Genomic DNA, 25,526 nt, shown 5'->3' with positions numbered 1-25,526 from the left:
ACCAGATCGCACCAGCCGATTAGACGGCATCAACCAGAAAGACATCGCTGGCATCCCCGCCGCGTCGCGGGAGACCGTCGCCCGCGTCCTTCGACGGCTTCGAAAACTGCACGTAGCCAAGACCGGTTGCTCTGATGCTGCGCCAATCGTGTCAGCCGTCGTTCCGCCGAACCGTGCCAGCTACTCTCGAGGCTGTCGATGACCCCATTTGTTCGTGGCCGTTGAATCGGAGTCACTTGCGATCGAGGTCAGGAGGGCATGATTGAGGATGATCACGGAATTTCGCCCGGTCTTGACTACGTGCAGTTTTCGAAGCCGTCGAAGGACGCGGGCGACGGTCTCCCGCGACGCGGCGGTGATGCCAGCGATGTCTTTCTGGTTGATGCCGTCTAATCGGCTGGTGCGATCTGGTTGTAGGAATCCGAATCTACGGTCGATGTCTATAAGCGTTTGGGCAACTCGAGCGTCCGCCGAGTATGCCCCGTTGGCAAGGCCGACGGTGCGGCTGGCATCAAGACGAATGAGCGTGTGGCGATGAAGTTCTCGCCCAATGGCAGGCTGTTGGTCGATGAGTCGTCGGAGATCGGCGTAAGGTAGCAATTGAAGGACCGTGTCGCCATCAGCTGTGGCGGTCACCTGGCGCTCACTGTCGAGGAACATCTCGCCGTAGCCAGCGATGTCTCCTGGCCCGCAAAGGTCAACAAGCATCTCATATCCGTTGGTTGCTGACAGCGTCAGCCGCAGCCGTCCGTTACGCACAAGAAGCGCAGACCCGCAAGCCTCGCCCTGAAAAAACACACGATCCCCCGGACGGTACCTCCTTCGGCTTGTCAGCAGTTGGTCGATACTGCGCACTTGCTCGCGTGACAGACGGCTGAGGAATGCCGTCGGTGGGCCGATCCCGGGCAGGTCGAAGCCGCTGCCTGCCTCGGTGGCGAGCGTGGGCGCCGAGGTGCTGCGCCGGTCGATGGTCACTGGCCCGCCAAGGCGGTCAGAACCGGCGGGAGGGTCGCAAAGAGCGCGCCCAAGGCTAGAAGTACGGCAACGATGATCCTGCTGCTCCGGCCGCTGAGCTGCGACACGACGTAGCCCACGAGCACCATAAAGGCAATCGCAACAACAACCCCACCCAAGATCAAGCTTGGATCTGTCTTCATGACGTCTCCTTGAACGTCTCACATCGCCGAGTCCGGGACGCATCCTGTGTGGAGACCGCGAAGGCCCTGGTAGGGAGCCGAACTGCCACAAGGGACGAAACCTGGTTCCGGGGAGCATAGGCGCTCCAGGCGCGAAGCGGTAGACCCAGAGCTCGATCTGGATCGATCATTCGGAGAACAAATGAAACAATTATTACGAGGGTTCGAGTGTCTGCGGTGGGAGTTTCGATTCCGTTAGGAGTCCGCTTGTGTGTCAGATGACGCAGAGCCTGGAAGGTAGGTGGCTGCATACTCTTCACCTAGCTGACGTCCCTGTCTCTCGCCGAGTCCGGGCGCAAGCTGTGGCAGGGCCGGTGGGGGTGGTAGCCCACTGGCCCTGCCTTCGTCATAAGTGGCGACCACCCCACTGGCCTAACGGCGGAAGGCGACGGTGGCCTGGAAGACCCATCGACGTGGTGTGCCGCCGTCCGGTTGGCGACGCGCGCCAGCCGGCAGCACCACCTTCGTTGCGTGATTTCCGGAAACGGCGCCGGGCGCTGTCGACACGGAGAGAATTGCCGCCACGGAGGACGCCGGAGTCGGGGGACGGTCGATGGGCTTACGCAGGCGAATGGTGCTCGTGGCGGTGACCGTCGCGGCGACACCGCTGGTCCTCGGTGGGTGCACCACCGAGCGAAGGGCCGCCGTGCGTCCCGCCGAGCAGGTGGTGCCATCGCCCGAACTGACCCTCACGCCCGCCGATCTCTCCCGGGACGTGCCGCTCAGCGCCGAGGTGGTTCCGCTCGTCACGGGCGGAAAGATCACCGCCGTGCGCCTCGTCGACGACACCGGCACCCTGGTCAGGGCGGAGCCACGCGAGGACGGAACGGCCTGGGTGCCGACCACTCCGTTGCGCCCGCAGCACACCTACACCGCGGCGGTGACCGCCACCGGCGACTCCGGACGGACCACCACCCGCACCACCACCTTCACCACCGCCGCGGCGTCGACGAAGCCGCAGGTGAGCAGCACCCTGTACTTCGCCGACAAGCAGACGTACGGCACCGCGATGCCGGTGACCGTCGGCTTCGATCCGCCCATCGCCAGGGCGGCCCGCGCCGACGTGCAGCGTCGGTTGTTCGTCACCACGAACCCACCGCAGCCGGGTGCCTGGTCCTGGGTGGACGACGGCAGCCAGGTCTACTACCGGGCCCCCGACTTCTGGCGGCCGGGCACGACCATCAGTGTCCGGGCCGGCCTGGCGGGTCTGCCGATCGGCAAGAACCACATCGGTGACGCCGACCGCACCGCGACGTCCCGGATCGGACGGCAGGTGGCGCTCGAAGTCGACAACGCCACCAAGCAGATGCGCGTGCTGCGCGACGGCAAGCTGATCCGCAGGATCCCGGTCAGCCTGGGCAAGCGCAGCACCCCCACGTCCAGCGGCAAGATGGTGATCATGGAGAAGCACCAGAACACCACGTTCGACACGCGCGGCGAGCCGAACGGCGGCTACGTGGTGAACGTCAAGGACGCGCAACGGCTCACCTGGGGCGGCGAGTTCATCCACGGGGCACCCTGGTCGGTGTCGGATCAGGGACGCCGCAACGTCTCGCACGGCTGCACGAACATCTCGGCGGCCAACGCCGACTGGTTGATGAACGTCACCCAGGTCGGTGACCTGGTCACCTTCACCGGCACCGAGGTCCGGCTCCAGCCGGGCAACGGCTGGACGGCCTGGAACACCAGTTGGGGCCAGTTCGTCAAGGGCAGCGCACTGCCCGTACCCGCGGATCTGCGACTGGCCCCGGCCCCGGCCCCGGCGCCGCCCGCGCGTGCGGTCGCCGGTGGCGTGCCGACGCCGGGGCCGTCCACCTCCGGAGGGTGAACCACCGGGCGCCCGGCGGGCTCTCGCCGCTTGCCCGGCGGCCCTACCCTCCGGGCCATGACGTACGAGCCGATGATGGTTCCCGATCCGAGGCCCAACCGGACGCTTCGTACGGTCCTGATCGTCGTCGGCGCCCTACTGGCGCTGTGCTGCGTCATCGGCACCTGCGTCGGCCTCTGGCTCTACCGTTCGATCAAGAACTCCGTCGAGCCGGCCGGGGCGGCCGCGACGGCCTTCGTCGACGACGTGCAGGCCGGCAACTACCCGGGCGCGTACGGGCGGCTGTGCGACCGGGTGCGCGACGGTATGACGCAGGAGGAGTTCGCCCGGGTCCAGGCCGCCCAGTTGAAGATCAGCAGTTACGAGATCACCAACGTGAACGTCAACAACTTCAACGGGCGGCTGACCGCGACCGCCACCGTCGAGGCGGTCCAGGAGGCCACCGGTGCGAGGCTCACCCAGGGACTGGCGCTGGTCAAGGAGGACGACGAGTGGCGCGTCTGCCAGTGAGTCACCGCGCCGTCGCGGAATAGAAGTCGCTCGGATCGTTGGCCAGGGACGCCTTGACGTACGCGCTCCACTCGTCGGCGAGGACCTCGATCCTGCCGGCCTCGACACCGCCCAGAGCCGCGCGTACGACGTCGGCGGGGTCGATCTTGTCGCCGTGGTAGCCGGCCGACATGTCGGTGACGGCGCTGCCCAGGTGCAGGCCCGTCACGAGGGTCCCTTGGCCGGCGAGTTCCAGGCGATGTCGATCTGCTCCGGGTTGCGGGCCGTGGCGTACACCTTGGCCGCTCCGCGTTCCAACAACTGTCCTGCGAAGTGGCGGCCGACGCCACGGTTGGCGCCGGTGACCAGAGCGATAGAACCGGAAATCCGCATGACTGCCTCCTGGCAGGTTCAGGTCGAGCGGTATGCGAGCTACGGTAAAACCTGACGTTCATGTGAGGGACAAGGCTGTGTGGCTGGCGTCACCGGCCGGGGGAGGGGTCGATGCGGATCGGGGAACTCGCCACGAAGACCGGGGTGTCGGTACGAGCCCTGCGCTACTACGAGGAGCAGGGCCTCCTTTCTGCCGCACGGAGCAGTGGCGGCCAGCGCCACTACCTCGACGACGCGGTCGACCGGGTGTATCTGATCCAGATGCTGTACGCCGCCGGCCTGTCCAGCCGAACCATCCTGGACCTGCTGCCCTGCGTCGACGCCAAGGTCAACACACCGCAGTCGCGGGCCATGCTCCGCGCCGAACGCGACCGCATCGATCGGCAGATCACTCAACTCCGGCAGGCCCGCAAGCGGCTCGACGAGGTCATCGCGCTCAGCGAGAGCCCGGCCAGCGGTTGCACCCGAACGGACACCAACGCGGTGCGGCAGCGGACCACGGTGTGGTGATCGATGACAGCTCAGCGGGGCGTCGCTCGGCGTGTCGAGTTGCTCAGCTGCCAACGATCAAGGAATGACACCTGCCCCCGGGCGGTCGCCGATCAGATCGGGGCCAGCTCCGGGATGCCGTAGTGCTGGTCGAGGACCTGCATGGCGGCACCCGCGGCGATCACGTCCGCGCCGAGGCTGGACAGGGCAACCCTGGTGCTGAGCCAGTCCGCGCGCCGGGCGTCCGCCCCGACGGCCTCGGTGACCGCCGCGAGATAGGTCTGCGGGTGCCGGAGAAGGTCCGCGCCCGCCAGCAGCACGTGGGCGAGGTCGAGGGTCTGGAGCAGGTTGACGACGCCGACGGCCAGCACGCGGGCGGCGTGTGCGATGTCTCCGGCCTCGGCGGCCCGGTGGTGCACGATCTCCAGGCACCCGTGCCGGCCACAGACGCAGAGGGGCCCGGTCAGGTCGACGACCGTGTGGCCGAACTCGCCCGCGTTGGTGTGGGCCCCCCGGTGGGCCGCGCCGCTCAGCCAGAAGCCGCCCCCGATGCCGGACTCGACCATGATGAGGGCCGCGTCGCCGAACGTCGCACCGTGCCGCCAGGCCTCGGCCGTGATCCCCGCGGTGACGTCCTTGTCCAGGTGGACGGGGAGATTGAGGTGCTTCTCGGCGATCTCGCGCAGCGGTACGTCGTGCCAGTGCCGCAGGCCGTGGGCGTCCCGGACCAGGCCGTTGGCGTGGTCGAGTGGGCCGATCATGCCGATGCCCAGCCCGGTGAGCCGGCTCCGCAGGTCGCCGATGCCGGCCATCGAGTCGATGCCGACGCTCAGGGCGTCGAGGAGATGCTCCGGGGTGAAGTCGCCGGGCAGCGGACTGACCGCCGAGTGGTGCACGGCGCCGGCCAGGTCGACCAGGACGAGCCGCAGCGTGCGTCGGGCCACGTGGGCGCCGATCGCGTACCGGCTGTCCGGGACGAGTTCGTAGACGACCGCGGGCTTGCCGATGCCCGGGCGCCGGACGCCGGCGGGGCGGATCAGGCCGTTGGCGGTCAGCCGGGCGATGACCTTGGAGACCGCCTGTGGTGTCAGGCCGGTGGCCTCGACCACTGTCGAGCGCTCGAACGTGCGAGCCGTGCGCCCCACCGCCATCACCAGTGCCTGGTTGTAGTCGCGCAGGAAGCTGACGTCGGCAGTGACGCGAGTCATCTCACCACCCTATTACGCAACGCTGTTGCTAAATTTTTTCGGTGATCGAGTTGAGTAGAGGTCGACGGTTGGCGGCGCTGGCAGCCCTGGCACTGGGCGGCGTCGCGGTCGGCCTGACCGAGTTCGTGGCGATGGGGCTGCTGCCCGACATCGCCCGCGGTCTGCTCCCGCACGAGTACGCCCGGTCGTCGTCGGACGCGGTCGCACGGGCGGGCTGGATGATCACCGCGTACGCGCTCGGCGTGGTCGTCGGCGCGCCGCTGATCGCCGCGTTGAGCGCGCGTCTGCCCCGCAAGAAGCTCGTCCTCGGGCTGCTCGTGCTGTTCGCCGTCGGCACTGTCGCGTCCGCGCTCGCCCCCACCTTCGACCTGGTGCTGGTGGCCCGGTTCGTGGCGGCGCTGCCGCACGGCGCGTACTTCGGTGCGGCCGGTCTGCTCGCGGCGACCCTGATGGGCCCCGGTAACGAGGCCCGTGGTTTCGCCACCGTGCTCGGCGGTCTGACCGTGAGCAACCTGGTCGGCGTACCCCTCATCACGCGGCTCGGGCAGACGGTCGACTGGCGGGTCGCGTACCTGGTCATCGCCGGCTTTTTCCTGCTCACCCTGCTGGCGGTGCTGGCGGTCGTTCCGGAGGTCGCCGCGGCGGTCGACGGCTCGCCGGCCGCCGAGTTGCGGGCACTGCGGACCTCGCAGGTCTGGCTGGTCGCCGCGACCGGCGCGGTCGGCTTCGCCGGCTTCTTCGCGGTGAACACCTACATCGCACCGGTCACCACCGACGTCACCGGCCTCTCCGCCGCGACGGTGCCGTGGACGTTGGTCGCGGTGGGTCTCGGGATGACCGTCGGCAACGCCCTGGGCGGCTGGCTGGCGGACCGCGACCTCCAACGGAGCATGGCCATCGGTTTCGTGGCGATGATCGTGAGCATCGCCGTGTTCAGCCTCGTGGCGTCGACCCGCGTCGGCCTGTTCGTGGGCGCGTTCCTGGTCGGTGCGACCAGCCTGTATCTCGGTCCGGTCCTGCAGGCACGCCTGATCACCGTCGCCCCGGGAGCACAACTGATGGGCGCGGCGGTCAACCAGTCGGCCATGAACATCGCGAACAGCCTGGGCGCCGCGCTGGGCAGCGTCGCCATCGCCGCCGGATTCGGCTACCTCGCGCCGGCCCGGGTGGGCGTCGTCCTGGCGGTCGTCGGGTTGATCCTGGGGCTGGTCAGCTTCGCCGTCGGGCGACGAGTGCGCGAGCGGGTCCCGGCGACCGTCTGACGAGTGCGAGCGGGCCCGGCCACCGTCTCGACCTGAGGTGGCCGGGCCGTCCGCGAGAGCCCGTCAGAAGTCGTCCACGCTGACCGTCACCCGGTCGGTGCTCGATCTCCAGTTGGGCACGTTGATCAGCTCGTAGCCGCCGCCGCGCTGGCCCACGGTGATCCGTACCAGGCCGAGGTGTGCCGGCGTCGCCGGGATGAAGACGTCCATGCCGGTGATGAAGGTCTGGCTGAAGAACTCCGGCAACGGGGCCGTCAGGTCGGTGACGCCGTCGCTGCCGTCGTCGAAGGCGAAGATGCCGATCGTCCGCTTGACGCGGGGTGTGTTCGCCGCGTTCAGGACATCCCTGCCGTTGATCCAGAGGTGGTCTCCGGCGTCGCCCTGGTCGCCCCACCACTCCTTCTGCCGTTGGATCGTGAGCGCCGTGTGCCGGTCGCTGGTCTCGACCAGGCCGCTGAGGCCCTCGCCCGGCTCGCTGGTCGCCAGGCGCAGGAACGAATCCGAGCGGAGGAACGGCTGGAAGTAGAAGTGGTGCGTCGCGGCGCCCGGGCGCACGATGGCGAACTCGTAGCGGGCCGTGGCGAGCACCGGGAGAGGGCCGAACGAGCCGTCGCCGCCGAGTGACAGCCGATGTGCGGGACGGTGCGACAGTCGGCCGCCGGTCAGTGGGCTGACCGGGTAGACCTCGAGGGTCGCACCGGTGACACCGACGTTGCTCGGAAAGAGCACGGCGCGGCCGGAGACCCGGGCGGCGCCGAAGAGTTGCGGCACGATCCGCGTCGTGTGGGGCGCGCGGCCCCGGAGGAACCCGAAGATCTCGGTGAACGACTCCGCCGACGACACGGTCTGGGTGTGCGACTGGTCCGGCAGGTGCACGTTTGTCGCGCCGACGACGGCGCGGGCCGGGTCACCCTCGCCCCAGATCGCGAGCGTGGGCACCCCACCCGGAGGGGAGGTCGCGGGACGCCCGTCCAGGTTGACGTAGTGCGCGACCCGTGCGGCACGCTCCGGCGAGCTGTTGAGATAGCCCTGCGAGACGAAGGTGCCCAGCGAGTGCGCGACGAGGTCGACCCGGTCCGCGCCGGTGGCCGTCAGCAGGCGGGCGATCCGTGCGTCGAGTCCCGCGTACACCTGGGGCAGGGTCGTCGCGATGTTCGGGGAGTCGTACTCGTGGGCTTCGATGATGTCGATCGGGTACCCGTTGCTGGCCAGCCGTTTGGCCTGGGTCTCGAACTGCGCTGCGGATCCCGCGCTGCCGTGTACGAAGATCACTGGACGGTACGTCGGTGTGGCGGCGGCTTCGGCGGCGTGTGGAACGGCGACGGCGGACAGGCTGGCCGCGAGGGCGACCCCGGCCACCACGGAGAGCAGGCTCCGGAGAGATGTGTGCATCGATCCTCCACCTGGACGGACGAAGTATTTGCACTACTAGCGCAAGTATCGTGTCAGGGTGGGGCGCGATGGTCCACACCTTCCGGTCAGTTGACCTTTGTGGCGAGCAGGTCGCCGACGGCCGCGCGGACCGGGTCGGGGTTCGACCAGCTCCAGTTGGGATGCGCGCGGTTGGTGAGCAGCGCCAGGACGAGTTTGCGGTCGGGCGCGACCAGCAGCGAGGGGCCGGCGAATCCGGTGTGGCCGAAGGTCCGGGCCGAGGCGAGCTTCCCCATGAACCAGCTCTGGTCGAGGACGACGCCGAGGCCGTGCGCCGAGGTCCGGTTGGGACGCTCGGGGTCGATGGCGGGTTTGCCGGCGTTGTGGTTGGTGAGCATCCGGCGCACCGTCGCCGCGGCGAGGATCCGCTTGCCCTGGTGGGTGCCCTCGTTGAGGAGCAGCTGGCCGATGGCCGCGAGATCGGTCGCGGAGGCGAAGATGCCGGCGTGGCCGGCGATGCCGCCGAGGTGGTTGGCGACGTCGTCGTGGACGACGCCACGGAGCAGCCCTCGGGACGAGCGGGCGTCGGTGGCGACCAGCCGGCTGGCCTTCGCGGCGGCCGACAGCCAGCTGTTCGGGTTGAAGCCGGTGTCGCGCAGGCCGAGCGGGTCGGTCAGGTTGGTCTTGAGCGCCTGGTCGAGCCGCTGGCCGGTGACCTTCTCGACGATCTTGCCGGCGACCATGAGCCCGACGCTGGAGTAGCGGAACGTGTTCCCCGGCACGGCGCCGGAGACCAGCGGCGTGCCGAGTACGGCGTTCCAGCGGGCCGTGTTGTCGGGCAGGCCGGTGACCTTGGCGCCGACGGGAAGGCCGCTGGTGTGGGTGAGCAGCATCTCGACGGTGATTCGCTCCTTGCCCGTGCCGGTGAAGGCGGGCAGGTAGTCGCGCACCGGAGCGGCGAGGTCGACACGTCCCTTGTCCACCTGCTGCAACAGCAGGATGGCCGTGTACACCTTGGTGACCGAGGCGAGGTCGAAGATGGAGTCCCGGCGCATCGCGACGCGCTGGTTCACCGCGAGCAGCTTCGGGCCCGCCTCGTAACGCAGCGCCTCACCGACCGCGGTGTGCACAGTCATCTTCCCGCCCACCAGGACGAGAGCGACAGCGCCGGGGAAACCCTTGTGTTGCACGGTCTGCGGGGTCGCGGGCAGGTGCCGCTGGAGCAGGGCGGTCACGTCCTGCGCGTAGCGGGCCTGACGGATTGGCGGATTGCCGCCGACCGGCGCGTCCGGTGCCCTGGGCGGTGACTCGAGATCTCCCGCCGGACCAAATCCGGCTCGGTTGCCGGCCGCGCCCGCCCCGGTCGTCGCGTCGCCAGGGGCGGCCGCGCCGGGGTTCGGCGCGCCGGTGGCACCGCAACCGGTGAGGGCGGAGGTCGCGGCGGCCAGACCGGCCCCGAGCAGAGTACGACGCGCAACGGGCATGCCGGAGATCGTGACAGCCGGCCTGGCAACGCGCCACCGGACCCGTCCGAACGTCGGACCCGGCCGGCCCATCGGTCAACAGGTCGTCATCTGGCGGACACAGCCGGTTGCCGTTCCGGTGGTTGTGCGACGATCGGCTGGCAAACGTCGAATGACCGTCCACCGGTCTGTCCGCGCACGGCCGCGGACAGCGACCGGGGAGGGCACACCCCGTTACCCCCTTGGAGAGCACGATGTCCCTCTCCCCGTCCCGGGTCTTCGCCGAGCTGAACGCGGCCCGACCCCCTGACCAGCCGTCCCCCACGATGGGCACGGCCGTCGTGGTCGGCGGCAGTGTCGCCGGTCTGCTGGCCGCCCGGGTGCTGTCCGACCACGCCGACACCGTCGTCATCATCGACCGGGACGACCCGCAGGTGACCGGCGCGCGGCCCGGCGTACCCCAGGGGACTCAGCTGCACGCGCTGCTGCCCGGCGGCCTCTTCCAGCTGGAGCGACTGTTTCCCGGATTCCGCGACGAGGCACTGGCACGCGGAGCGGTCGAGGCGCCGCCCGCGGCCCGGCGCAACTACCTCGACGGGCGTCTGAAGGTCGTCGTCCCCGACGACGCCGACAGTCTGGCGGGCAGTCGGCCGCTGCTGGAGGGCCTGATCCGCCAGCAGGTGCTCAGACTGCCCAACGTCAAGACGATCACCGCCCGCGCCACCGGCCTCGTGTTCGACGGCGCCGCGGTCACCGGGGTCCGCTGTGAGGTCGGTGGGGTGCCCGGTGTCGAACGCGCTGACCTCGTGGTGGACGCCATGGGGCGTTCCAGCAGGCTCTCGGACTGGCTGGAGCAGGCCGACTGGGACCGGCCGGTCACCCGGCGGATGACAGTGCACCTCAACTACGCGACCGCCCTGTTCCGCCGTCCGGAGGTCACCCCGGCCTCGACGGTCGTACTGGCCCTGAACACGCCGAGGATGGCGATGGACGTGGCCGGTGCCGCGTTCTTCGCCATCGAGGACGGCCGGTGGATGGCCATGATGGCCGGTTACGGCAACGACCGTCCGGGGCGTACCGCGGCGGACTTCGTCCGCCGCCTGCGCGAGCAGTTCCCACCGGAGTTCGGCGAGGTCGCCGACCAGGAGATGATCGGCGACGTCCAGACCTACCACCATGCCGACAGCCGACGACGGGACTTCCACGCGCTCAAGCGGTTCCCGGCCGGCCTGATCAGCGTCGGTGACGCCGTCGCGTCGTTCAACCCGGTCTACGGGCAGGGCATGACGGCGTCGGCCCTGCACGCGGCCTGCCTGTCGACGTACCTTCGGTCCGGCCCGGACCTGCGGGCGCCCGCGCGCCACTACCTCGCGCTCCAGAAGGTCGTGGTCGATGCCGCCTGGTCGCTCTCCACCTCGGCGGACCTGGCGTTGCCTCACGTCGACGGGCCCTACCCGCGCGGCTACCGGTTCTCCAGGTGGGCCAGTGGGCAGGTCATCGCCGCGACCGTCACGGACGTGGCGACCGCGCGGCGGTTCAACGACGTCGTCTCCATGCGCGAGCACCCGCACTCGCTGGCCCGCCCCGGCGTGCTCCTGGGCGCCCTGCGCGCCAACCGGCGCGCACGCTGAGCGGATGACCCGGCGGCCTCGCTGCGAGGCCGCCGGGAACGCCCTACCGGGGGAGCTTGCGGAGGATGTCGACCACGAAACGGTGGTCGTCCAGCTGCGGCAGCCCGGAGACACCGACCCAGCCCACCACACCGGTACCGCGCACGCGCAGCGGCACCGCGCCCCCGGCCGCCGCGTACCGCGCGGCCGGCAGGCCGTACCTCTCCGCCAGCGTCACCTGCTTGTCCTGACACAGCCGGGCCATGTAGAGCGAGGAGTGCTCGAACCGCATCACCACCCGCCCCTTGCGACGCAGCCACGCGTCGTTGTCCGCCGTCGACCCCGGCAGGCCACAGTGGAACAGCTGCCGCCCGGCCCGCCACACGCCCACCGAGACCGGCAGCCGCTGTTCGGTCGCGGCGGTGACGGCGAGCATCCCCAGCTCGTACGCGTCGGTCTCGGACAGACCCGCGAGCTCCAGCTCGTTCTCCTCGCGCAGCAGCTCGTCCAGCGTCGGCCACGATTCACGGTCAGCTGACATGTTCTTCTCCTTCGTGGTGCGGGCGATCATCCGCGTCGTGCGGGGCGATCACCAGGCGCAGGGCGCGTAGTCCTTCAGGAAACAGCCGTACAGATCCTCGCCCTGCTCGCCGCGGACGATCGGGTCGTACACCCGGGCAGCGCCGTCGACCAGGTCCAGTGGGGCGTGGAAGCCCTCGTCGGCCAGCCGCATCTTCGTCGGGTGAGGGCGTTCGTCGGTGATCCAGCCGGTGTCGACGCTGGTCATCAGGATGCCGTCGGTCAACATCTCCTCGGCGCTGGTGCGGGTCAGCATGTTCAGCGCCGCCTTGGCCATGTTGGTGTGCGGGTGCCCCGGCCCCTTGTAACCGCGGCCGAACTGGCCCTCCATCGCCGACACGTTCACCACGTACTTGCGGCGGGCCGACGCGGCGGCCATCACCGGGCGCAACCGGCTGACCAGCACGAACGGCGCGGTGACGTTGCACAGTTGCACTTCGAGCAGCTCGACCGGGTCCACCTCCTCGACCCGCTGGACCCAGCTGTTGACCGAGTCGAGGTCGGGCACGAGACCTCCGGCGTCGATGGCCGTGGACGCCGCGATCCGTTCCGGCGAGGCCGAGCCGCTGGTCAGTGCCAGCGCGGTGAGCGCGTGCGGGGTGAGCGCCGTCGACTGTGGCCCGGCGGTCAGGCTGCCCACCGGGCCGCCCTGCCCGTCCGGCTTGGCGAACGTGATCAGCTCCGGCAGCGGGCCGTCCGGCAGGGCCGCGGCCTCGGCGGCGATGAGCTGCGCGTACGCCCCGGGGGACCGGCGGACGGTCTGCGCCGCGTTGTTGATCAGGATGTCCAGGGGGCCCTGGCTGCTGACGTCGTCGGCGAGCGCGATCACCTGGGCGGGGTCGCGCAGGTCGATCCCGACGATGCGCAGCCGGTGCAGCCAGTCCGCGCTGTCGGGCATCGCGGCGAAGCGGCGGACCGCGTCGTGCGGGAACCGGGTCGTCACCGTCGTGTGCGCGCCGTCGCGCAGCAGCCGCAGCGCGATGTACATGCCGATCTTGGCCCGGCCGCCGGTGAGCAGCGCACGCCGGCCGGTCAGGTCGGTGCGGGCGTCGCGGCGCTCCCGGTTCAGCGCGGCGCAGGACGGGCAGAGCTGGTGGTAGAAGGCGTCCACCTCGCGGTAGCGCTGCTTGCAGACGTAGCAGCCGCGCGGGTTGTGCAGGACGCCGGCGGTCTCGCCCGCGACGGAGGACGCGAGCGGAATGCCCTGTGTCTCGTCGTCGATCCGTCCCGGAGCGCCGGTGGCGGTGGCCTCCGTCACGGCACGGTCGGCGGCGAGGATGGCGTCCCGCCGCTCCTCCCGCCGCCGCTGCTTGATCACCTTGTAGAGCCGGGCGGTGGCCCGCTGCACCTGCACCACGTCAGGGTGGTCGGAGGGCAGCGCCTCCAACGCCTTGAAGACGCTGAGGCAGGCCTCCAGCCGGCTTCGGTCAATACCCTCTTGACCGTTTTCGGTAACGTTGTCCACCGTCATGCGTCGTTGTCTCGTCCCGTATCCCGTGCCGGCTCCAGCCGACCCGCCCCAAGTCCGACCCGAAACGGTACGCGCCTCACGGCCTCCGACGCACCTCGCGCCCGCTCGGCGTGGTGCGCCTCGCGGCGCTGTCAGTCGGCGTGGCCGAGACGCCAGTAGCCCATGAAGGCCACCGCCCGCCGGTCCAGGCCCCGCTCGGCGACCAGGTGCCGGCGCAGGTGACGGATGACGCCGGCCTCCCCGGCCAGCCACGCGTAGAGCGGCGCCGAGGTCACCTGCTCGGGCACCTCCCACAGGATCTCGGTGTCCACGTCGACGTCCGGCACGGGTTGGGCGGCCGTCGACGCGCCGGGGGCCAGCAGTTCCCCGGCCGCCGCGACGACGGCGGGCACCAGCCGGCTGCCGCACCCGCCGGCACCCCGGGCCAGCCAGCGGACCTCGACGCCAGGCGGCGCGAGCAGCGGCAGCACGTCGGCTTCGTCGGGCACCTCCAGCACGACAGTGCCCCGGGCGTCGAGGGGGAGCCGCTCGCAGATGCTGCTGATCGCCGGCACGGCGGTCTCGTCCCCGGCCAGCAACAACGTGCCGCCGGCGGACGGTCGAAACTCGACCCCGCCGTGGTTGCCGTCGAAGCCGGCATCCGGCCCGACCAGGGCGATCTCGTCGCCGACGCCGGCCCGCCGAGCCCAGCGCGTCGCCGGGCCACTGTCGCCGTGCAGCACCAGGTCGACGTCGACCTCGGCCAGGTGCGGGCGGACCGCCCGCACCGTGTAGGTGCGTATCGGGTTGCGCAGGTGCTCGGGCAGGGCGCGCCACGTCGCGTACCAGTCCGCGCCGTCCGGCAGGGTCGCCCGGTCCTGACCGGGCAGCGGCAGCGCCAGCTTGATCCGCTGGTCGTAACCGTTGTCGGCGAAGCGGTCCAGGTTCGCCCCGGTGAAGGTCACCCGGGTGAAGGACGGGCTCAGGCGGCGTACCGCGCTCACGGTGACGGCGAACACGCGCCACGGGGCGATGGGCAGGGTCTCGGTCATGGTCCCTCTCTCGACTCGGGCCGGCGTCTACCGGGTGGTGCTCGCCACGGCGCGGGAGCGCCACAGCAGCCAGACGAAGTACGGGGTGCCGATCATGGCGGTGACCAGGCCGGCGGGGATCTGGGCCGGCGCGATGACCGTCCGACCGAAGGTGTCGGCGATGCTGACCAGCGCCGCGCCGAGCAGGGCGGCCACCGGGAGCACCCGGGAGTGCCGGCCGCCGACGAGCGCCCGCGCGGCGTGCGGGGCGACCAGACCGACGAAACCGATGACCCCGACGGCCGAGACGGCGGTGGAGGTGAGCAGCGCCGCCGCGCCGAGCGCGATCAACCGGGTGCGTTCCAGCCGGACGCCCAGCACCCGGGGGGTGTCGTCGTCCAGCGCCATCAGGTCGAGTTCCCGGCGGGCGGCGACCACGGCCGGGGTGAGCACCAGCAGGGCGATCAGCACCGGCAGCACCTGGGTGGGCATGCGGCCGTAGGTGGAGCCGGACAGCCAGGTCAACGCCTTCCCGGTGTTCCACGGGTCGAAGGCCACGACCAGGTAGGTGATGACCGCCATGCCGCCCTGCCAGGCGCCGAAACCGATCAGCACCAGTCGGTCGGAGCTCAGTCCGCCGCGCCAGGCCAGGCCGTAGACCAGGGCGAACGCCAGCATCGCACCGAGCCCGGCGACACCGGAGACGGCCCACACCCCGGCCAGCGGCACGAAGGTGAGCAGGGAGACGGCGCCGAGCCCGGCGCCGGCGGTGATGCCGAGGATGCCGGGTTCGGCCAGCGGATTGCGGCAGACCGCCTGCACTGTGGTGCCGGCGACCGCGAGCGCCGCGCCGGCCAGGACCGCCGCGGCGACGCGCGGCCACCGCTGGTCCAGCACAAAGGTGTACGCGGGCCCGGTCGTGCCGTTGACCCAGTTGACGACGTCACCGAGCAGCACCCAGGTGTCACCGGCGAGCATGCCGACCGCCACGGCGCAGACGGTCAGGACGGCGGTGACGGCGACGACGCCGCGGTGGAAGGCGGCGGAGCGGACGGCCGCGTGCCCTCCGGGCGGACGACGGGTGGGGCCGGCGTCGCGGTGCCGGCGGGCCAGCCAGATGAGGATCGCCGCGCCGAACAGGGTGGTGACCACGCCGGTGGGGATGTCGACCCCGGCCTGCCCGCCCATCACGGCCCGCAGCAGCACGTCGGAGCCGAGCACGATGACGACCCCGGCGATGCCGGACAACGGCAGCAGGATGCGGTGCCGGTGCACGCCCGGCACCACGGGGGCGAGCAGCCGGACGATCACCGGTGCGCACAGGCCGACGAAGCCGACCGGGCCGGTGAGGGTGACGGCTGCGGCGGAGAGCAGCACGGCCAGCACCATGACGGTGAGCCGGGTGCGCCGCACGTCGAGGCCGAGCACTGTGGCGGTGTCGTCGCCGAGGGCGAGGATGTCGAGGCGGTGCCCGAGCAGCACGAGCACGATGGCGGCGCCGACGATCACCGGGGCGAGTTGGGTCAGCGCGGTCAGGTCGCTCTGCACCAGGGAGCCGTTCCCCCAGGCGAACAGCCCGATGGTGGCCTGCTCGAACAGGAGCAGCAGCAGGGTGGTCACCGACCCGAGCGCCAGTGCGGTCGCCGAGCCGGCGAGGATCAGCCGGGTGGTGCCGGCCTGCCCACCGGAGGACATCGCCATCACCAGGCCGGCGGCGGCCAGCCCGCCGCAGAAGGCGAGGCCGCCGGCGGGCAGCGCGGGCAGCGAGACGCCGAACGCGGCGACGGCGACGATCGCCAGGTGGGCGCCCGCGTTGACCGCGAGGGTGTCGGGGGACGCGAGCGGGTTGCGGGCGATCGACTGCAACGCCGCCCCGGCGAACCCGAGCGCCACGCCGATGGCGAGCCCGGCGAGCAGCCGGGGCAGCCGGGACGCGATCAGGACGCGGGCCGCCTCGTCGTCCGCGCCGGTCGCGAGCCGCAGCAGGTCGAGGGCGCCGACGTTCGAGGTGCCCTGGGTGAGGTGCACCGCGCCGACCACGAGCAGCAGCAGGATCGCGGCGACGAAGACGACGGCGACGCGGGGCACGGCCCGGCGTCCGCCCGGAGCCGGCCGGGTGGCCGGCCCCGGGCGTGGGGGCGCGTTCAGCACGCTCACACCGTGTACGTCTTGACGAGTTCGTCGATGTACTGCTTGCCGGAGAGCGGACCGCCGAAGGTCCAGATGCCGTTGGGCATCTTGTGCAGGTTGCCCTTCTGCACGAAGGGCAGCGACTTCCAGATGGCGTTGCCGGCGAGACCGTCGGCGAACACGTCGTCGCCGTCGGAGGCGTTGTAGAAGAGGTGCATGTTCGGGTCCTTGAGGACCGTCATGCCCTCGACGTCGGTCTGGCCCAGGCCCCACACCTCATCGGTCTTGCCGGTCCAGGCGTTGGTGAGGCCGAGTTGGATGCCGATCTGGGAGACCAGCGCGCCCTTGCCGAACATCCGGATGCTGACGGTGCTGCCCTCCTTCCAGCCGTCGGCGATGGCGAACGGCCGGCCGGCGGCACCCGCGTCGGCGATCTTCTTCTTGCCGTCGGCGATGGCCGTGTCGAAGTCGGCGAGCAGCTTCTCCGCCTCGGTGGTCTTGCCGACCGCCTTCGCGATCATGTTGAGGTCGGTGCGCATCCGGCCGAGGTTGTCGGTGGCGTCACTGCCCTTGGCGACCACCACGGGCACGAACTTCTCCAGCTGACTGACGATGTTGGCGCCCCGGTCGTCCTCCATCACGACGAGGTCGGGTTGGAGGGCGACGATCGCGTCGACGCTGGGCTCCCCGCGGACCCCGACGTCCTTGACGCCCGGGTCGAGCTTCGCGGAGGTGACCCAGGTGCCGTAGCCCTTGGGGTCGGCGACACCGACGGGCATGACGCCCAGGCTGACCAGGAGCTCGACCTCGCCCCACTCAAGCCCGACGACCTTGGTCGCCGGCGCCTTGAGGGTGATCTCCTTGCCCCGGCTGTCGGTGACGGTGACCGGGCCGCCGGCCGCCGAGGCGGAGGTGTCGGGGGCTGCGGCGTTTTCGGTGGTGCCGCAGGCGCCGAGCGTCAGCGCGGCCACGACGGCGATGAGGGCGGTGAAACGGGTACGGGTCATGACGGTCTTTCTCTGCTGTGGATGGGGGTGTTCAGACCAGGGCGCGGATCTGGTGCCGCCCGACCGGGCGGGTGGTGACCAGTCCGCTGAGCGGATCGGTGGTCACCTCGATGCGGATCCCGTAGGTCTCGGTGAGGGCGTTCTCGGTGAACACCGTTGCCGGGGTGCCGGTGGCGCGGACCCGGCCCTGCTGCAACAGGACCACCTCGTCCGCCACGGCGGCTGCCTGGTTGAGGTCGTGCAGCACGACGCCGACGGCGACGCCGTGATCGTCCGCGAGGTCACGGACCAGGTCGAGGATCTCCACCTGGTAGCGCAGGTCGAGAAACGTGGTGGGTTCGTCGAGGAGCAGAACCGGGGTGTCCTGGGCGAGGCAGGTGGCCAACCAGACCCGCTGCAACTCGCCTCCGGAGAGTTCGTCGACGGGACGGTCGGCCATCGTGGCGACGCCGGTGACGTCCATGGCGCGTGCGATGGCGGCGGGACCGTCCGGGTCCTCGGTGCGCCAGCGCCCCCGGTAGGGGTGGCGGCCGTAGCCGACGACGTCGCGGACGGTGACGCCGCTGGGCACCGGCCGGCTCTGGGCGAGCAGGGTGACCCGCCGGGCGAACTCCCGGGACGCGAGGCTGGCGGCCGTGACGCCGTCGGCGAGGTGCACGATTCCGGCCTCGATCGGGTGCAGCCGGGCCAGGGCCCGCAACAGTGTGGACTTGCCGCTGCCGTTGGGCCCCACCAGTGCGGTGACGGCACCCGCGCGGAGGTTGATCACGGCACCGTGCACCACCGGCACACCGTGATAGCCCAGACGGAGGTCGACGCCGGACAGGCTGCGCTCCCCGTTGACCGACGCCAACTCGTTCTGCATGAGGTTAGGCTAACCTAACCGAATGACGGCCTGTCAAGCCGGTCGCGGGTCCGTGACCGGCCTGGCGGACCGGTGGTCGTCGGGTCCGTGCGCGCGTGGGGGATGCTGGGTCCGTGCACATCGCGACCCTCGGCCCACTCGCCGTCGACGGCAAGCCCGTTCGGGGTGAACGGCTCGCGGCGGTGCTCCGCGCGCTCGTCGACGCGCGGGGGCGGGCGGTCTCCGTGAGCCTGTTCGTGGACGCCGTCTGGGACGGCGTGCCGCCCGACGACGCGACCGGCGCCGTCCAGGCGCTCGTGTCCCGGGTGCGCCGTCTCGGGCTGCCCGTGGTCGCGGTGCCGGGCGGATACCGGCTGCCCGCCGAGGAGATCACCGTCGATGCGCTCGAGGCGCGCGCCCTCGTCGACCAGGCGGGCACCATGCTCCGGTGCGGTGACGTCCGTGCCGCCCGCGGCCTGGCCGATCAGGCGCGGGCCCTGTTCCCCGAGGTGCCCGAGTTGGTCAGCGCCGAGGACACCCGCCTGTTCGCGGAGGTCGCCGCGCTGCGCGCGCAGGCGGCGCTCGCCGGCGTGGGCCGGTTCGACGAGGTCGACCTGGGCCGACTCGTCGCGCGGACACCGCCGGACGAGCCGTCTGCCGCCCTGCTCGTGCGCGTGCTTGCCGCGCAGGGACGGGAGGCGGAGGCGCTGGAGGTGGTCGAGCGACTGCGCGCCGACCTGGCCGACCGCTACGGCACCGACCCGTCGCCGGTGATCACGAGCGTCCACCTGGCGTTGTTGCGTGGTGAACTCACCGCGCCGCCCGTCGCGGCACCGCCCCGGCAACAGGCGCGGATCACGCTGCCCGCCGCGTGGCGCCGCCCCATGGCCGCCCTCGTCGGACGGGAGCGCGACGTCAAGGCCGTCACCGACGCGCTCGCCGAGACACCCGTCGTGACGATCGTGGCGACCGGTGGGGCGGGCAAGACCCGGCTCGCCGCCGAGGTGGCCAGGCGTACGGCAGCGGGCGGGCGGGCGGTCCGCGTGATCGAACTCGCTGGTCTGCGCTCGCCCGACGAGGTGCTGCCCACGGTACTCGCCGCGCTCGGCGGTGCGGACACCACGGCGACCGGCGGCAACCTGGGTCTGGAGCGGCGGGTCCTCAGCCCCGAGGAGCGGCTGCGCGCCGTGGCGCCGGACCTGGATGGGCTGGTGGTGCTGGACAACTGCGAGCACGTGCTCGACGCGGTGGCCGTCGTCGTCGCGGACCTGGTCGCGGCGGCCTCGCCGGAGGTCGCGGTGCTCGCGACGAGCCGCGCCCCACTGGGCCTGGTCGGCGAGTTGGTACACCGGCTGACCGCGTTGCCGGACGCCGACGCGCTCGCGCTGGTCGAGTCCCGGGCACGGGCCGGTGGTGCCGTACCGACCTGGGACACCGAGCGGGCGCTCGCCCTGTGCCACCGGCTCGACAACCTGCCGTTGGCCCTCGAACTTGCCGCCGCGCGACTGCGGCACATGCCGATCGACGACGTGCTCGCCGGGCTGACCGACCGGTTCGCGCTGCTCGACGACGCCCTGCGCGGCCTGCCCGAGCGGCACGCGAGCCTGTGGGCGCTCGTCGACTGGAGCAGGGAACTGCTCGCCGAGGCCGACCGTGACCTGCTCCAGCGGGTCGCGGTCATCCCCGCGCCGTTCACCGCGGACCTCGCCGCCGCCGTCGCGCAGGCCCCGGACGTGCGTCGCGGCCTGGCGACCCTCGTCGAACAGTCCCTGTTGACCCTGGTCGAGGGGGACGGTCCGCCGCGCTACCGCATGCTCGAAACGGTCCGCGAGTACGGCGAGGCCCGGCTGGACGCGGCCGGTGTCCGGGACCAGGCCATGGCCGGCCTGGTCAGGTGGGCGCGGGAGCAGGCCGTCGCCCTGGCCGGCCGCTTCATCGGCCCCGGCCAGGTCGAGGCGCTGCACCGTTGCGCCGCCGAGCAGGACAACCTGGTCGCGGGCCTGCGGTGGGCGATGGGAGCGGACGACGAGCCCGCCGCCGTCGACGTCGCCACCGCTTTGTTCCACCTCTGGTCGGTGCGGGGCCTGCACCTGGAGGTCCTCGCCTGGGCGCGCGGGCTGCTGCACATCGACGACCCGCAGCGGCGGCTGCGGTCGGCGATCCTGCGCGGCGCGGCCAGCGGCCGGCCACTGCCCAACGCCGACCGGCTGGCATGGACGTGCGTGGTGATCAGCGTGAACGCCGGCGTCAGCGCCGATCTGCGGCCCGCCGTGCTCGCCCGGCGGGCGCTGCGGACGCTCCAGACCGAACGTCCCGGCGAGGTATCGTCCCGGATGGCCGCTCTCGCGTCGGCGCTGCCCGGCTTCGACGCGTCCGATCTGGAGCAGAGCCTGAAGAGCGCGACCGAGATGGTCGCGCACCCGGACCCGTACGTGCAGGGGCTGGGGCTGTTCGCACGCGCGGCCGTACGGGAGAACGGCGGCCTGCCGGAAGCGTCGATCAGCGACTCCGAGCAGGCTTACCACCGCTTCGAGGCCGCCGGCGACCACTGGGGCATGGCGATGGCGGCGGGTGCGGTCGGGCAGTTCCTGGTCCCGGGCGGGGATGCCCGGTCGGCCGAGTGGCTGACCCGCAGCGTGCGGCACATGGAGCTGGTCGGCGCCACCCAGGACGCACGGTCGATCCGGGTACGGCTGGACGTGCAGCTCGCCCTGACCGGCGACGCGGAGGCGGAGCAGCGACTGGGCGAGACGGCCGCGCTGGGCCAGGCCGAGCAGATCGACGCCGCGCAGGCGCTGCTCGGCCTGGCGCACCTCGCCTGGCAGCGTGAGCGGTACGACGAGGCGCTCGCCCACGCCGACGAGGTGACCCGTGTCCTCGCCGGCTGGGTCGGGCCGCCGCCACAGCCGCGCGTGATGCTCCGGGCCACGGCGGCGATCATCTATTTGCGGGTGGCCCAGGTGGGGCGGGTGTCGGGCACCGACGCCACCATCCAGGCGGCCGCGATGCTGTCGCTCGCCCGTGAGGATGCGCTGACCTCACGGGACCTGCCGGTGATCGGGGCGTGGGCGTCGGGCGGCGCGGAGTTCGCGGCGTACCGGGGTGACGTCGACAGCGCCCGCGAACTGGCCGTACTCGCGAAGCGGATCGGCACCCAGATCGAGATGTTCTTCCCCTTCGAGAACGGCGAACGGCTCAACGCCATCCTCGGGAACGAGGAGCAGCGTGAGCCGTTGGTGGCCGCCTGGCGTGAGCGGCCACCCGCCGCGGCCGTCAGCCGGATCCGCGAGCTGATGGACGACCTGCTCGCCTGACTCAGATCTTCTTGCGGTACGCCCGCAGCGCCAGCGGCATGAACACCGCAACGAAGCCGGCGCACCAGGCGAGCGTCCACCACACGTGGTTGCCCAGTGGGGTGCCGAGGAACAGCCCGCGTACCGACGCCACCAGATGGGTCATCGGGTTGACGTCCACGAACGCCTGCATCCAGCCCGGCAGGGTGTCGGCGCCGACGAACACGTTGGACGCGAAGCTCAGCGGCATGATCAACGCGAACATCACACCCTGCACGGCACCCGCGGTCCGCACCTTCATCGACACCAGCACCGGCAGCCAGCTCAGGCAGAGCGCGAACAGCACCGCGAGCAGACACCCGGCGATCGCCCGGAACGGGTCGGTGTCGATCCGGAAACCCATCACGTAGCCGATCGCGAGCGTCGACACGGTGACGATGACGTACCGGACGACATCGCCGAGGACCGCGCCGACAAGTGGTGCGGAGCGGGGGATCGGCAACGACCGGAACCTGTCGAAGATGCCCTTGGCGATGTCGGTGTTGAGGTTGACGCCGATCGCGATGGCGCCGGTCGCGATCGTCTGCGCCAGGATCCCGGGCAGCAGGAACTGCAGGTAGTCGTGGGTCGATCCGGCGACTGCCCCGCCGAAGACGTACACGAAGATGATGAGGAACAGCACCGGTTGCAGGGTGACGTCGATGAGCGCCTCGGGCGTACGCCAGGTCTTGATGAGGCTGCGCTTGGCGAGCGCCAACGAGTGCCGGACCAGCCGGAACGGCCGAGGGTTCGGCGCGGAGTTCGACAACACGCCGCTTCTCGTGGGCGCTGTGTCGGTCAGAGTGCTCATGCCGCGACCTCCGTGGGGCGGGTGGTGTCGTCTTCTGATGCCGTACGCCCGGTGAGGGTGAAGAACACCTCGTCGAGGCTCGGCAGGTGCAGGGAGAGTTCGGTGACCGCGATGCCGGCCGTGGCGAACCGCGCGACGCTCTCGGTCAGGGCCGCGTCGTCGGTGACGGGCACCGCGAGCACGCCCTTGCGGATCTCGTCGGCCTGCGCGCCGGAACCGACCTGGGTCAGGATCTCCGCGGTGCGGGGCAGTTGGGCCGGATCGGACGGTCGGACCTCCAGGGTCTGCCCGCCGACCACCCGCTTGAGCCCTTCGGGGGTGTCGTGCGCGATGACCCGGCCGTGGTCGATCACCGTGATCGCGTCGGCGAGCGCGTCGGCCTCCTCCAGGTACTGGGTGGTGAGCAGCACCGTCGAGCCGTTGTTGACAAGCGTTCGGACCACGTCCCACATGTCCTCGCGCTTGGCCGGGTCGAGCCCGGTCGTCGGCTCGTCCAGGAAGATCACGTCGGGGGAGCCGACGAGGCTGGCGGCCAGGTCCAGCCGTCGCCGCATGCCGCCGGAGTAGGTCTTGGCCGGACGGTTCGCCGCATCGGTCAGGTCGAACCAGTCGAGCAGTTCGGCGGCCCGTCGCCGGGCGCCGGCGCGCCCCAGGTCCAGCAGGGTGCCGAACAGCTCCAGGTTCTGCCGCCCGGTCAGGTCCTCGTCGACCGAGGCGTACTGGCCGGTGAGACCGATACTCTGCCGAACTCGTTCGGCGTCCCGTACCACGTCGAAACCGCTGATTCGGGCGGTCCCGCCGTCCGGGGTGAGCAGGGTGGAGAGGATGCGCACGGCGGTGGTCTTGCCGGCGCCGTTGGGCCCGAGCACCCCGAGCACCGTCCCACGGGGTACGGCGAGGTCCACGCCCTGAAGCGCCCTCGTCTTCCCAAACGTCTTCACGAGGCCCTCGGCCTCGATCACCAGGTCAGCTGTCATGCGCCGAGTCTGCGCGGGCCCGCTGACACCGCCCCGACACGCGACCGACACGGGCTGACACGGCCTGAAACCGGGGCCGAGAGGGAGGGCGGCCAGGGTGTGCACCTCCCACCGGTGGTCGGCGTCACGATATGCTGGCCACGGCAGAGCGCCTGCCAGCGCCCGATGTGGTGGCCCACGCCTGACCACATGCTTGGGGCCAAGAGTCTCCGACTCCGCGCCGATCTGTCGACTCTCGGCGTGCCGGTCACGCCGCCCGTTCGGTGGAGTGCGTGGGGCTGCACCGGAGGCGTCATGTCTGATCCCATTCCCCGGCGGATCCCGGCCCCGGGACGCGCCCGCAAGCGCGCCATCCGAGAACATGCCGCCCGGGCTGGCGTTGCCTACTCGGTGGCGGCCCGGCAACTCGAGTCGGTCGGCCTACGGCCCGGCGAAACCCTCTCCAGGTACGGGCGGACGATCTATCCGATCGGGTTCGACCCGCATCGCCAGCTGCTCGTCGAACGCCGTGAGCGGCGGTCGTTCGAGGAGCGGGTGTCGGACACCAGGCGGGCCGCTGCCCTGCCTCACGGCCGCGCGCAGCACCTCGTCGAGCGGTTCCCGCCCAGCCGGGGGCGTACCGGCAGCGGGGTGGGCTCGCTCTATCACGGCGAGGGCCGCGAGGAACTGCTCGCGATGCTGTACATCGTGATCGTGGTCGAGTCGCCAGGGTTGCTGCCCGAGGTGGGGGACCTCGCCTGGATCGCGGAACTCGGCGAGGACACCGCGCTCGACACGGCCTGCGCCGAAATCGACCGCGAGGCCCGCCGCCTGCTCGACCAGGATCCACTGGCCCTCTGGTCGAGCATCCAGAAGGCGCTGACCGTGGCCGAACGCATCGTGGACGGGCAGGTCCGCCAGGAGGCGATCCGGCAGGCCGCGCTGTTGAGCACGATGATGACGCCGCGTCTGGGATACGCGGGCGAGCCGTACGTTCCGGGGTTGCCCGTCGCCGGTGCCCGGCAGATCCTCGACGCGCTGCTCATCGTCGCCGACGACGGACACGCGCCGGGCACCCGGGTACGCCTGCTCACGCAGCCGCACGACGCGCGGTCGGCCACGATCATCGGTGCCCGGTGGGGTTCGTCCGGTCCGCCGGTGGGCTATCTCGTGTGGCTCGACGGGGCGACGGCGCCGCTGTCGGCCCGCCCCGACGACCTGATTGTCCTGGCCGACCAGGAGACCACTCCGCGCTGAGCCGCGGCCCGGCAGGGTGACGCCCGCATCCTCCCCGCCGCCGTGCCCGGTCAGATCCTCCTGAACCGCTTCGTCGTCTGGACCAGCGTCGGATGGATCAGGCGACGGCCAGGCGGAAGACCTGCCGGGAACCGCCGTCCGGACCGGGATCGACGACCTCGGCAGGGGTGAAACCAAGGCGTTCGTAGAAGGCACGCGCACCGCTGACACAGGCGCCCGGGTGATCGGCGCCAAAGGTGACCACTTCGACGGAGCCTGAACCCGGCACAAACCTGCGCATCGCCGCTGTCATCAGGGCACGACCAACACCCTTCCCCCGTGACTGCTCAGTAACGACAAGGCAGTGGACGTGGTGGGTCGGAGCCTTCGCCGTGAACAACAACCCACCCAGGAGATCGGACCCCGAGGAGACAGCAACGATCGCTGTGGACCGACGAATGTGCTTGCGCGCCGCGTCATGGAAGCCACGATCCTCGACCATCGGGCCGAACCAGCACTCGACCTGGGCCGCCAGGCCAAGGAAGCCGTTGAAGTCCTGCTCTTCGGCGAGTCTGACGAACACCCGGGCAGTCTGACAGCAACACCAGGGCGTCAACCCCGCCCCACGTCGTCGATCATGGAGTTGTGGTGGTCAACAAGAGCCCTGAATGGCAATAACTCAGGCACCACAACTTCATGATCCACCAGGACGACCCGCCCTCGTGCCGCGATCTTGCACTTTCTGTCCTGACATAGGGGTCATTCCACGCGTATCGACAACCGGAACTGCAAGATCGGCGGGCGCGGGCGCGGGCGCGGGCGCGGGCGCGGGGCGCGGGCG

At 71.1% G+C, this 25,526-nt stretch carries 23 protein-coding genes; 7 read left to right on the top strand and 16 right to left on the bottom strand.

All coding sequences use genetic code 11. The features are described 5' to 3' along the window. Positions 1-180 precede the first annotated feature (180 nt). Entirely contained in the window at positions 181-975 is a 795-nt protein-coding gene (locus DLJ58_RS25240; RefSeq protein WP_158629628.1) for a Crp/Fnr family transcriptional regulator, read from the bottom strand. Then, a complete protein-coding gene (locus tag DLJ58_RS33890; protein ID WP_158629627.1) occupies positions 972-1,157 on the bottom strand; it encodes a hypothetical protein in 186 nt (61 codons plus the stop codon). The genes DLJ58_RS25240 and DLJ58_RS33890 overlap by 4 nt, the downstream gene beginning before the upstream one ends. A 592-nt stretch (positions 1,158-1,749) precedes the next feature. On the opposite strand from DLJ58_RS33890, the gene DLJ58_RS25235 reads away from it, so the two are divergent. Then, entirely contained in the window at positions 1,750-3,024 is a 1,275-nt protein-coding gene (locus tag DLJ58_RS25235; protein WP_124859918.1) for a L,D-transpeptidase, read from the top strand. A 57-nt stretch (positions 3,025-3,081) separates the two neighbouring features. Further along, complete coding sequence (locus tag DLJ58_RS25230; RefSeq protein ID WP_124859916.1) at positions 3,082-3,534, top strand: Rv0361 family membrane protein; 453 nt, start codon at positions 3,082-3,084, stop codon at positions 3,532-3,534. 1 nt (position 3,535) lies between these two features. On the opposite strand, the gene DLJ58_RS35210 is transcribed toward DLJ58_RS25230, so the two are convergent. Further along, positions 3,536-3,742, bottom strand: a complete 207-nt coding sequence (locus tag DLJ58_RS35210; RefSeq protein WP_386996436.1) for a Rossmann-fold NAD(P)-binding domain-containing protein — start codon at positions 3,740-3,742, stop codon at positions 3,536-3,538. Beyond that, a complete protein-coding gene (locus DLJ58_RS35205) occupies positions 3,739-3,906 on the bottom strand; it encodes a hypothetical protein (RefSeq protein ID WP_386996439.1) in 168 nt (55 codons plus the stop codon). Before DLJ58_RS35205 ends, DLJ58_RS35210 begins: the two co-directional genes overlap by 4 nt. A gap of 111 nt (positions 3,907-4,017) precedes the next feature. Between DLJ58_RS35205 and DLJ58_RS25220 the strand changes: the two genes are divergently transcribed. After that, a complete protein-coding gene (locus tag DLJ58_RS25220; RefSeq protein ID WP_124859914.1) occupies positions 4,018-4,416 on the top strand; it encodes a MerR family transcriptional regulator in 399 nt (132 codons plus the stop codon). A 92-nt stretch (positions 4,417-4,508) separates the two neighbouring features. Here the strand turns inward: DLJ58_RS25220 and DLJ58_RS25215 are convergent, their stop codons facing one another. Beyond that, positions 4,509-5,603: an ROK family protein gene (locus tag DLJ58_RS25215; protein WP_124859912.1), complete on the bottom strand. Its 1,095-nt coding sequence runs from the start codon at positions 5,601-5,603 to the stop codon at positions 4,509-4,511. 41 nt (positions 5,604-5,644) lie between these two features. On the opposite strand from DLJ58_RS25215, the gene DLJ58_RS25210 reads away from it, so the two are divergent. Further along, complete coding sequence (locus DLJ58_RS25210) at positions 5,645-6,865, top strand: MFS transporter (RefSeq protein WP_124859910.1); 1,221 nt, start codon at positions 5,645-5,647, stop codon at positions 6,863-6,865. 63 nt (positions 6,866-6,928) lie between these two features. On the opposite strand, the gene DLJ58_RS25205 is transcribed toward DLJ58_RS25210, so the two are convergent. Together DLJ58_RS25205 and DLJ58_RS25200 are read right to left on the bottom strand one after the other, a co-directional pair. Next, the gene (locus DLJ58_RS25205) at positions 6,929-8,257 is read right to left on the bottom strand and encodes an alpha/beta fold hydrolase (RefSeq protein ID WP_124859908.1); all 1,329 of its coding nucleotides are present in this window, start codon (positions 8,255-8,257) and stop codon (positions 6,929-6,931) included. Positions 8,258-8,343: 86 nt separating this feature from the next. Further along, entirely contained in the window at positions 8,344-9,720 is a 1,377-nt protein-coding gene (locus DLJ58_RS25200) for a serine hydrolase domain-containing protein (RefSeq protein ID WP_124859906.1), read from the bottom strand. Between the two features lie 233 nt (positions 9,721-9,953). Here DLJ58_RS25200 and DLJ58_RS25195 point away from each other — a divergent pair, with 233 nt between their 5' ends. Next, the gene (locus DLJ58_RS25195) at positions 9,954-11,330 is read left to right on the top strand and encodes an FAD-dependent oxidoreductase (protein ID WP_124859904.1); all 1,377 of its coding nucleotides are present in this window, start codon (positions 9,954-9,956) and stop codon (positions 11,328-11,330) included. Positions 11,331-11,373: 43 nt separating this feature from the next. On the opposite strand, the gene DLJ58_RS25190 is transcribed toward DLJ58_RS25195, so the two are convergent. From DLJ58_RS25190 to DLJ58_RS25165, 6 genes are all read right to left on the bottom strand, one after another. Further along, a complete protein-coding gene (locus DLJ58_RS25190; RefSeq protein WP_124859902.1) occupies positions 11,374-11,850 on the bottom strand; it encodes a heme-degrading domain-containing protein in 477 nt (158 codons plus the stop codon). A gap of 48 nt (positions 11,851-11,898) precedes the next feature. Next, positions 11,899-13,359: an SDR family oxidoreductase gene (locus DLJ58_RS25185; protein ID WP_124859900.1), complete on the bottom strand. Its 1,461-nt coding sequence runs from the start codon at positions 13,357-13,359 to the stop codon at positions 11,899-11,901. A gap of 131 nt (positions 13,360-13,490) precedes the next feature. Continuing rightward, the gene (locus DLJ58_RS25180) at positions 13,491-14,390 is read right to left on the bottom strand and encodes a siderophore-interacting protein (RefSeq protein ID WP_124859898.1); all 900 of its coding nucleotides are present in this window, start codon (positions 14,388-14,390) and stop codon (positions 13,491-13,493) included. A 27-nt stretch (positions 14,391-14,417) separates the two neighbouring features. Then, on the bottom strand, positions 14,418-16,517 hold the full coding sequence (locus DLJ58_RS25175) for an iron ABC transporter permease (protein ID WP_124859922.1): 2,100 nt from the start codon (positions 16,515-16,517) through the stop codon (positions 14,418-14,420). A 5-nt stretch (positions 16,518-16,522) separates the two neighbouring features. Further along, the gene (locus DLJ58_RS25170; protein ID WP_124859896.1) at positions 16,523-17,506 is read right to left on the bottom strand and encodes an ABC transporter substrate-binding protein; all 984 of its coding nucleotides are present in this window, start codon (positions 17,504-17,506) and stop codon (positions 16,523-16,525) included. Between the two features lie 31 nt (positions 17,507-17,537). Continuing rightward, complete coding sequence (locus tag DLJ58_RS25165) at positions 17,538-18,371, bottom strand: ABC transporter ATP-binding protein (RefSeq protein WP_124859894.1); 834 nt, start codon at positions 18,369-18,371, stop codon at positions 17,538-17,540. Between the two features lie 113 nt (positions 18,372-18,484). On the opposite strand from DLJ58_RS25165, the gene DLJ58_RS25160 reads away from it, so the two are divergent. Continuing rightward, a complete protein-coding gene (locus DLJ58_RS25160; protein WP_124859892.1) occupies positions 18,485-21,664 on the top strand; it encodes an ATP-binding protein in 3,180 nt (1,059 codons plus the stop codon). A gap of 1 nt (position 21,665) precedes the next feature. On the opposite strand, the gene DLJ58_RS25155 is transcribed toward DLJ58_RS25160, so the two are convergent. After that, on the bottom strand, positions 21,666-22,493 hold the full coding sequence (locus DLJ58_RS25155) for an ABC transporter permease (RefSeq protein WP_124859890.1): 828 nt from the start codon (positions 22,491-22,493) through the stop codon (positions 21,666-21,668). Then, positions 22,490-23,470, bottom strand: coding sequence for an ATP-binding cassette domain-containing protein (locus tag DLJ58_RS25150; RefSeq protein ID WP_124859888.1), 981 nt, complete (start codon positions 23,468-23,470; stop codon positions 22,490-22,492). Before DLJ58_RS25150 ends, DLJ58_RS25155 begins: the two co-directional genes overlap by 4 nt. A gap of 294 nt (positions 23,471-23,764) precedes the next feature. Here DLJ58_RS25150 and DLJ58_RS25145 point away from each other — a divergent pair, with 294 nt between their 5' ends. Continuing rightward, positions 23,765-24,706, top strand: coding sequence for a hypothetical protein (locus DLJ58_RS25145; RefSeq protein ID WP_124859886.1), 942 nt, complete (start codon positions 23,765-23,767; stop codon positions 24,704-24,706). 97 nt (positions 24,707-24,803) lie between these two features. Here DLJ58_RS25145 and DLJ58_RS25140 read toward each other — a convergent pair whose 3' ends face one another. Further along, positions 24,804-25,268, bottom strand: a complete 465-nt coding sequence (locus DLJ58_RS25140; RefSeq protein WP_124859884.1) for a GNAT family N-acetyltransferase — start codon at positions 25,266-25,268, stop codon at positions 24,804-24,806. Positions 25,269-25,526: the final 258 nt, after the last annotated feature.

It is taken from the genome of Micromonospora arida (assembly GCF_003857035.1).
GTDB classification, from domain to species: Bacteria; Actinomycetota; Actinomycetes; order Mycobacteriales; family Micromonosporaceae; genus Micromonospora; species Micromonospora arida.
Note: the sequence above shows the minus strand (reverse complement) of the source record. Positions and strands in the feature narration are given on the sequence as shown.

What these genes read in the sequence shown, in the direction of transcription:
- DLJ58_RS25195 (WP_124859904.1), top strand. Translation starts at nt 9,954, where the DNA reads ATGTCCCTCTCCCCGTCCCGGGTCTTCGCCGAGCTGAACGCGGCCCGA.
- DLJ58_RS25185 (WP_124859900.1), bottom strand. Translation starts at nt 13,359, where the DNA reads ATGACGGTGGACAACGTTACCGAAAACGGTCAAGAGGGTATTGACCGA.
- DLJ58_RS25215 (WP_124859912.1), bottom strand. Translation starts at nt 5,603, where the DNA reads ATGACTCGCGTCACTGCCGACGTCAGCTTCCTGCGCGACTACAACCAG.
- DLJ58_RS33890 (WP_158629627.1), bottom strand. Translation starts at nt 1,157, where the DNA reads ATGAAGACAGATCCAAGCTTGATCTTGGGTGGGGTTGTTGTTGCGATT.
- DLJ58_RS25145 (WP_124859886.1), top strand. Translation starts at nt 23,765, where the DNA reads ATGTCTGATCCCATTCCCCGGCGGATCCCGGCCCCGGGACGCGCCCGC.
- DLJ58_RS25170 (WP_124859896.1), bottom strand. Translation starts at nt 17,506, where the DNA reads ATGACCCGTACCCGTTTCACCGCCCTCATCGCCGTCGTGGCCGCGCTG.
- DLJ58_RS25150 (WP_124859888.1), bottom strand. Translation starts at nt 23,470, where the DNA reads ATGACAGCTGACCTGGTGATCGAGGCCGAGGGCCTCGTGAAGACGTTT.
- DLJ58_RS25180 (WP_124859898.1), bottom strand. Translation starts at nt 14,390, where the DNA reads ATGACCGAGACCCTGCCCATCGCCCCGTGGCGCGTGTTCGCCGTCACC.
- DLJ58_RS25220 (WP_124859914.1), top strand. Translation starts at nt 4,018, where the DNA reads ATGCGGATCGGGGAACTCGCCACGAAGACCGGGGTGTCGGTACGAGCC.
- DLJ58_RS25230 (WP_124859916.1), top strand. Translation starts at nt 3,082, where the DNA reads ATGACGTACGAGCCGATGATGGTTCCCGATCCGAGGCCCAACCGGACG.
- DLJ58_RS25155 (WP_124859890.1), bottom strand. Translation starts at nt 22,493, where the DNA reads ATGAGCACTCTGACCGACACAGCGCCCACGAGAAGCGGCGTGTTGTCG.
- DLJ58_RS25165 (WP_124859894.1), bottom strand. Translation starts at nt 18,371, where the DNA reads ATGCAGAACGAGTTGGCGTCGGTCAACGGGGAGCGCAGCCTGTCCGGC.
- DLJ58_RS25235 (WP_124859918.1), top strand. Translation starts at nt 1,750, where the DNA reads ATGGGCTTACGCAGGCGAATGGTGCTCGTGGCGGTGACCGTCGCGGCG.
- DLJ58_RS25190 (WP_124859902.1), bottom strand. Translation starts at nt 11,850, where the DNA reads ATGTCAGCTGACCGTGAATCGTGGCCGACGCTGGACGAGCTGCTGCGC.
- DLJ58_RS25200 (WP_124859906.1), bottom strand. Translation starts at nt 9,720, where the DNA reads ATGCCCGTTGCGCGTCGTACTCTGCTCGGGGCCGGTCTGGCCGCCGCG.
- DLJ58_RS25205 (WP_124859908.1), bottom strand. Translation starts at nt 8,257, where the DNA reads ATGCACACATCTCTCCGGAGCCTGCTCTCCGTGGTGGCCGGGGTCGCC.
- DLJ58_RS35205 (WP_386996439.1), bottom strand. Translation starts at nt 3,906, where the DNA reads ATGCGGATTTCCGGTTCTATCGCTCTGGTCACCGGCGCCAACCGTGGC.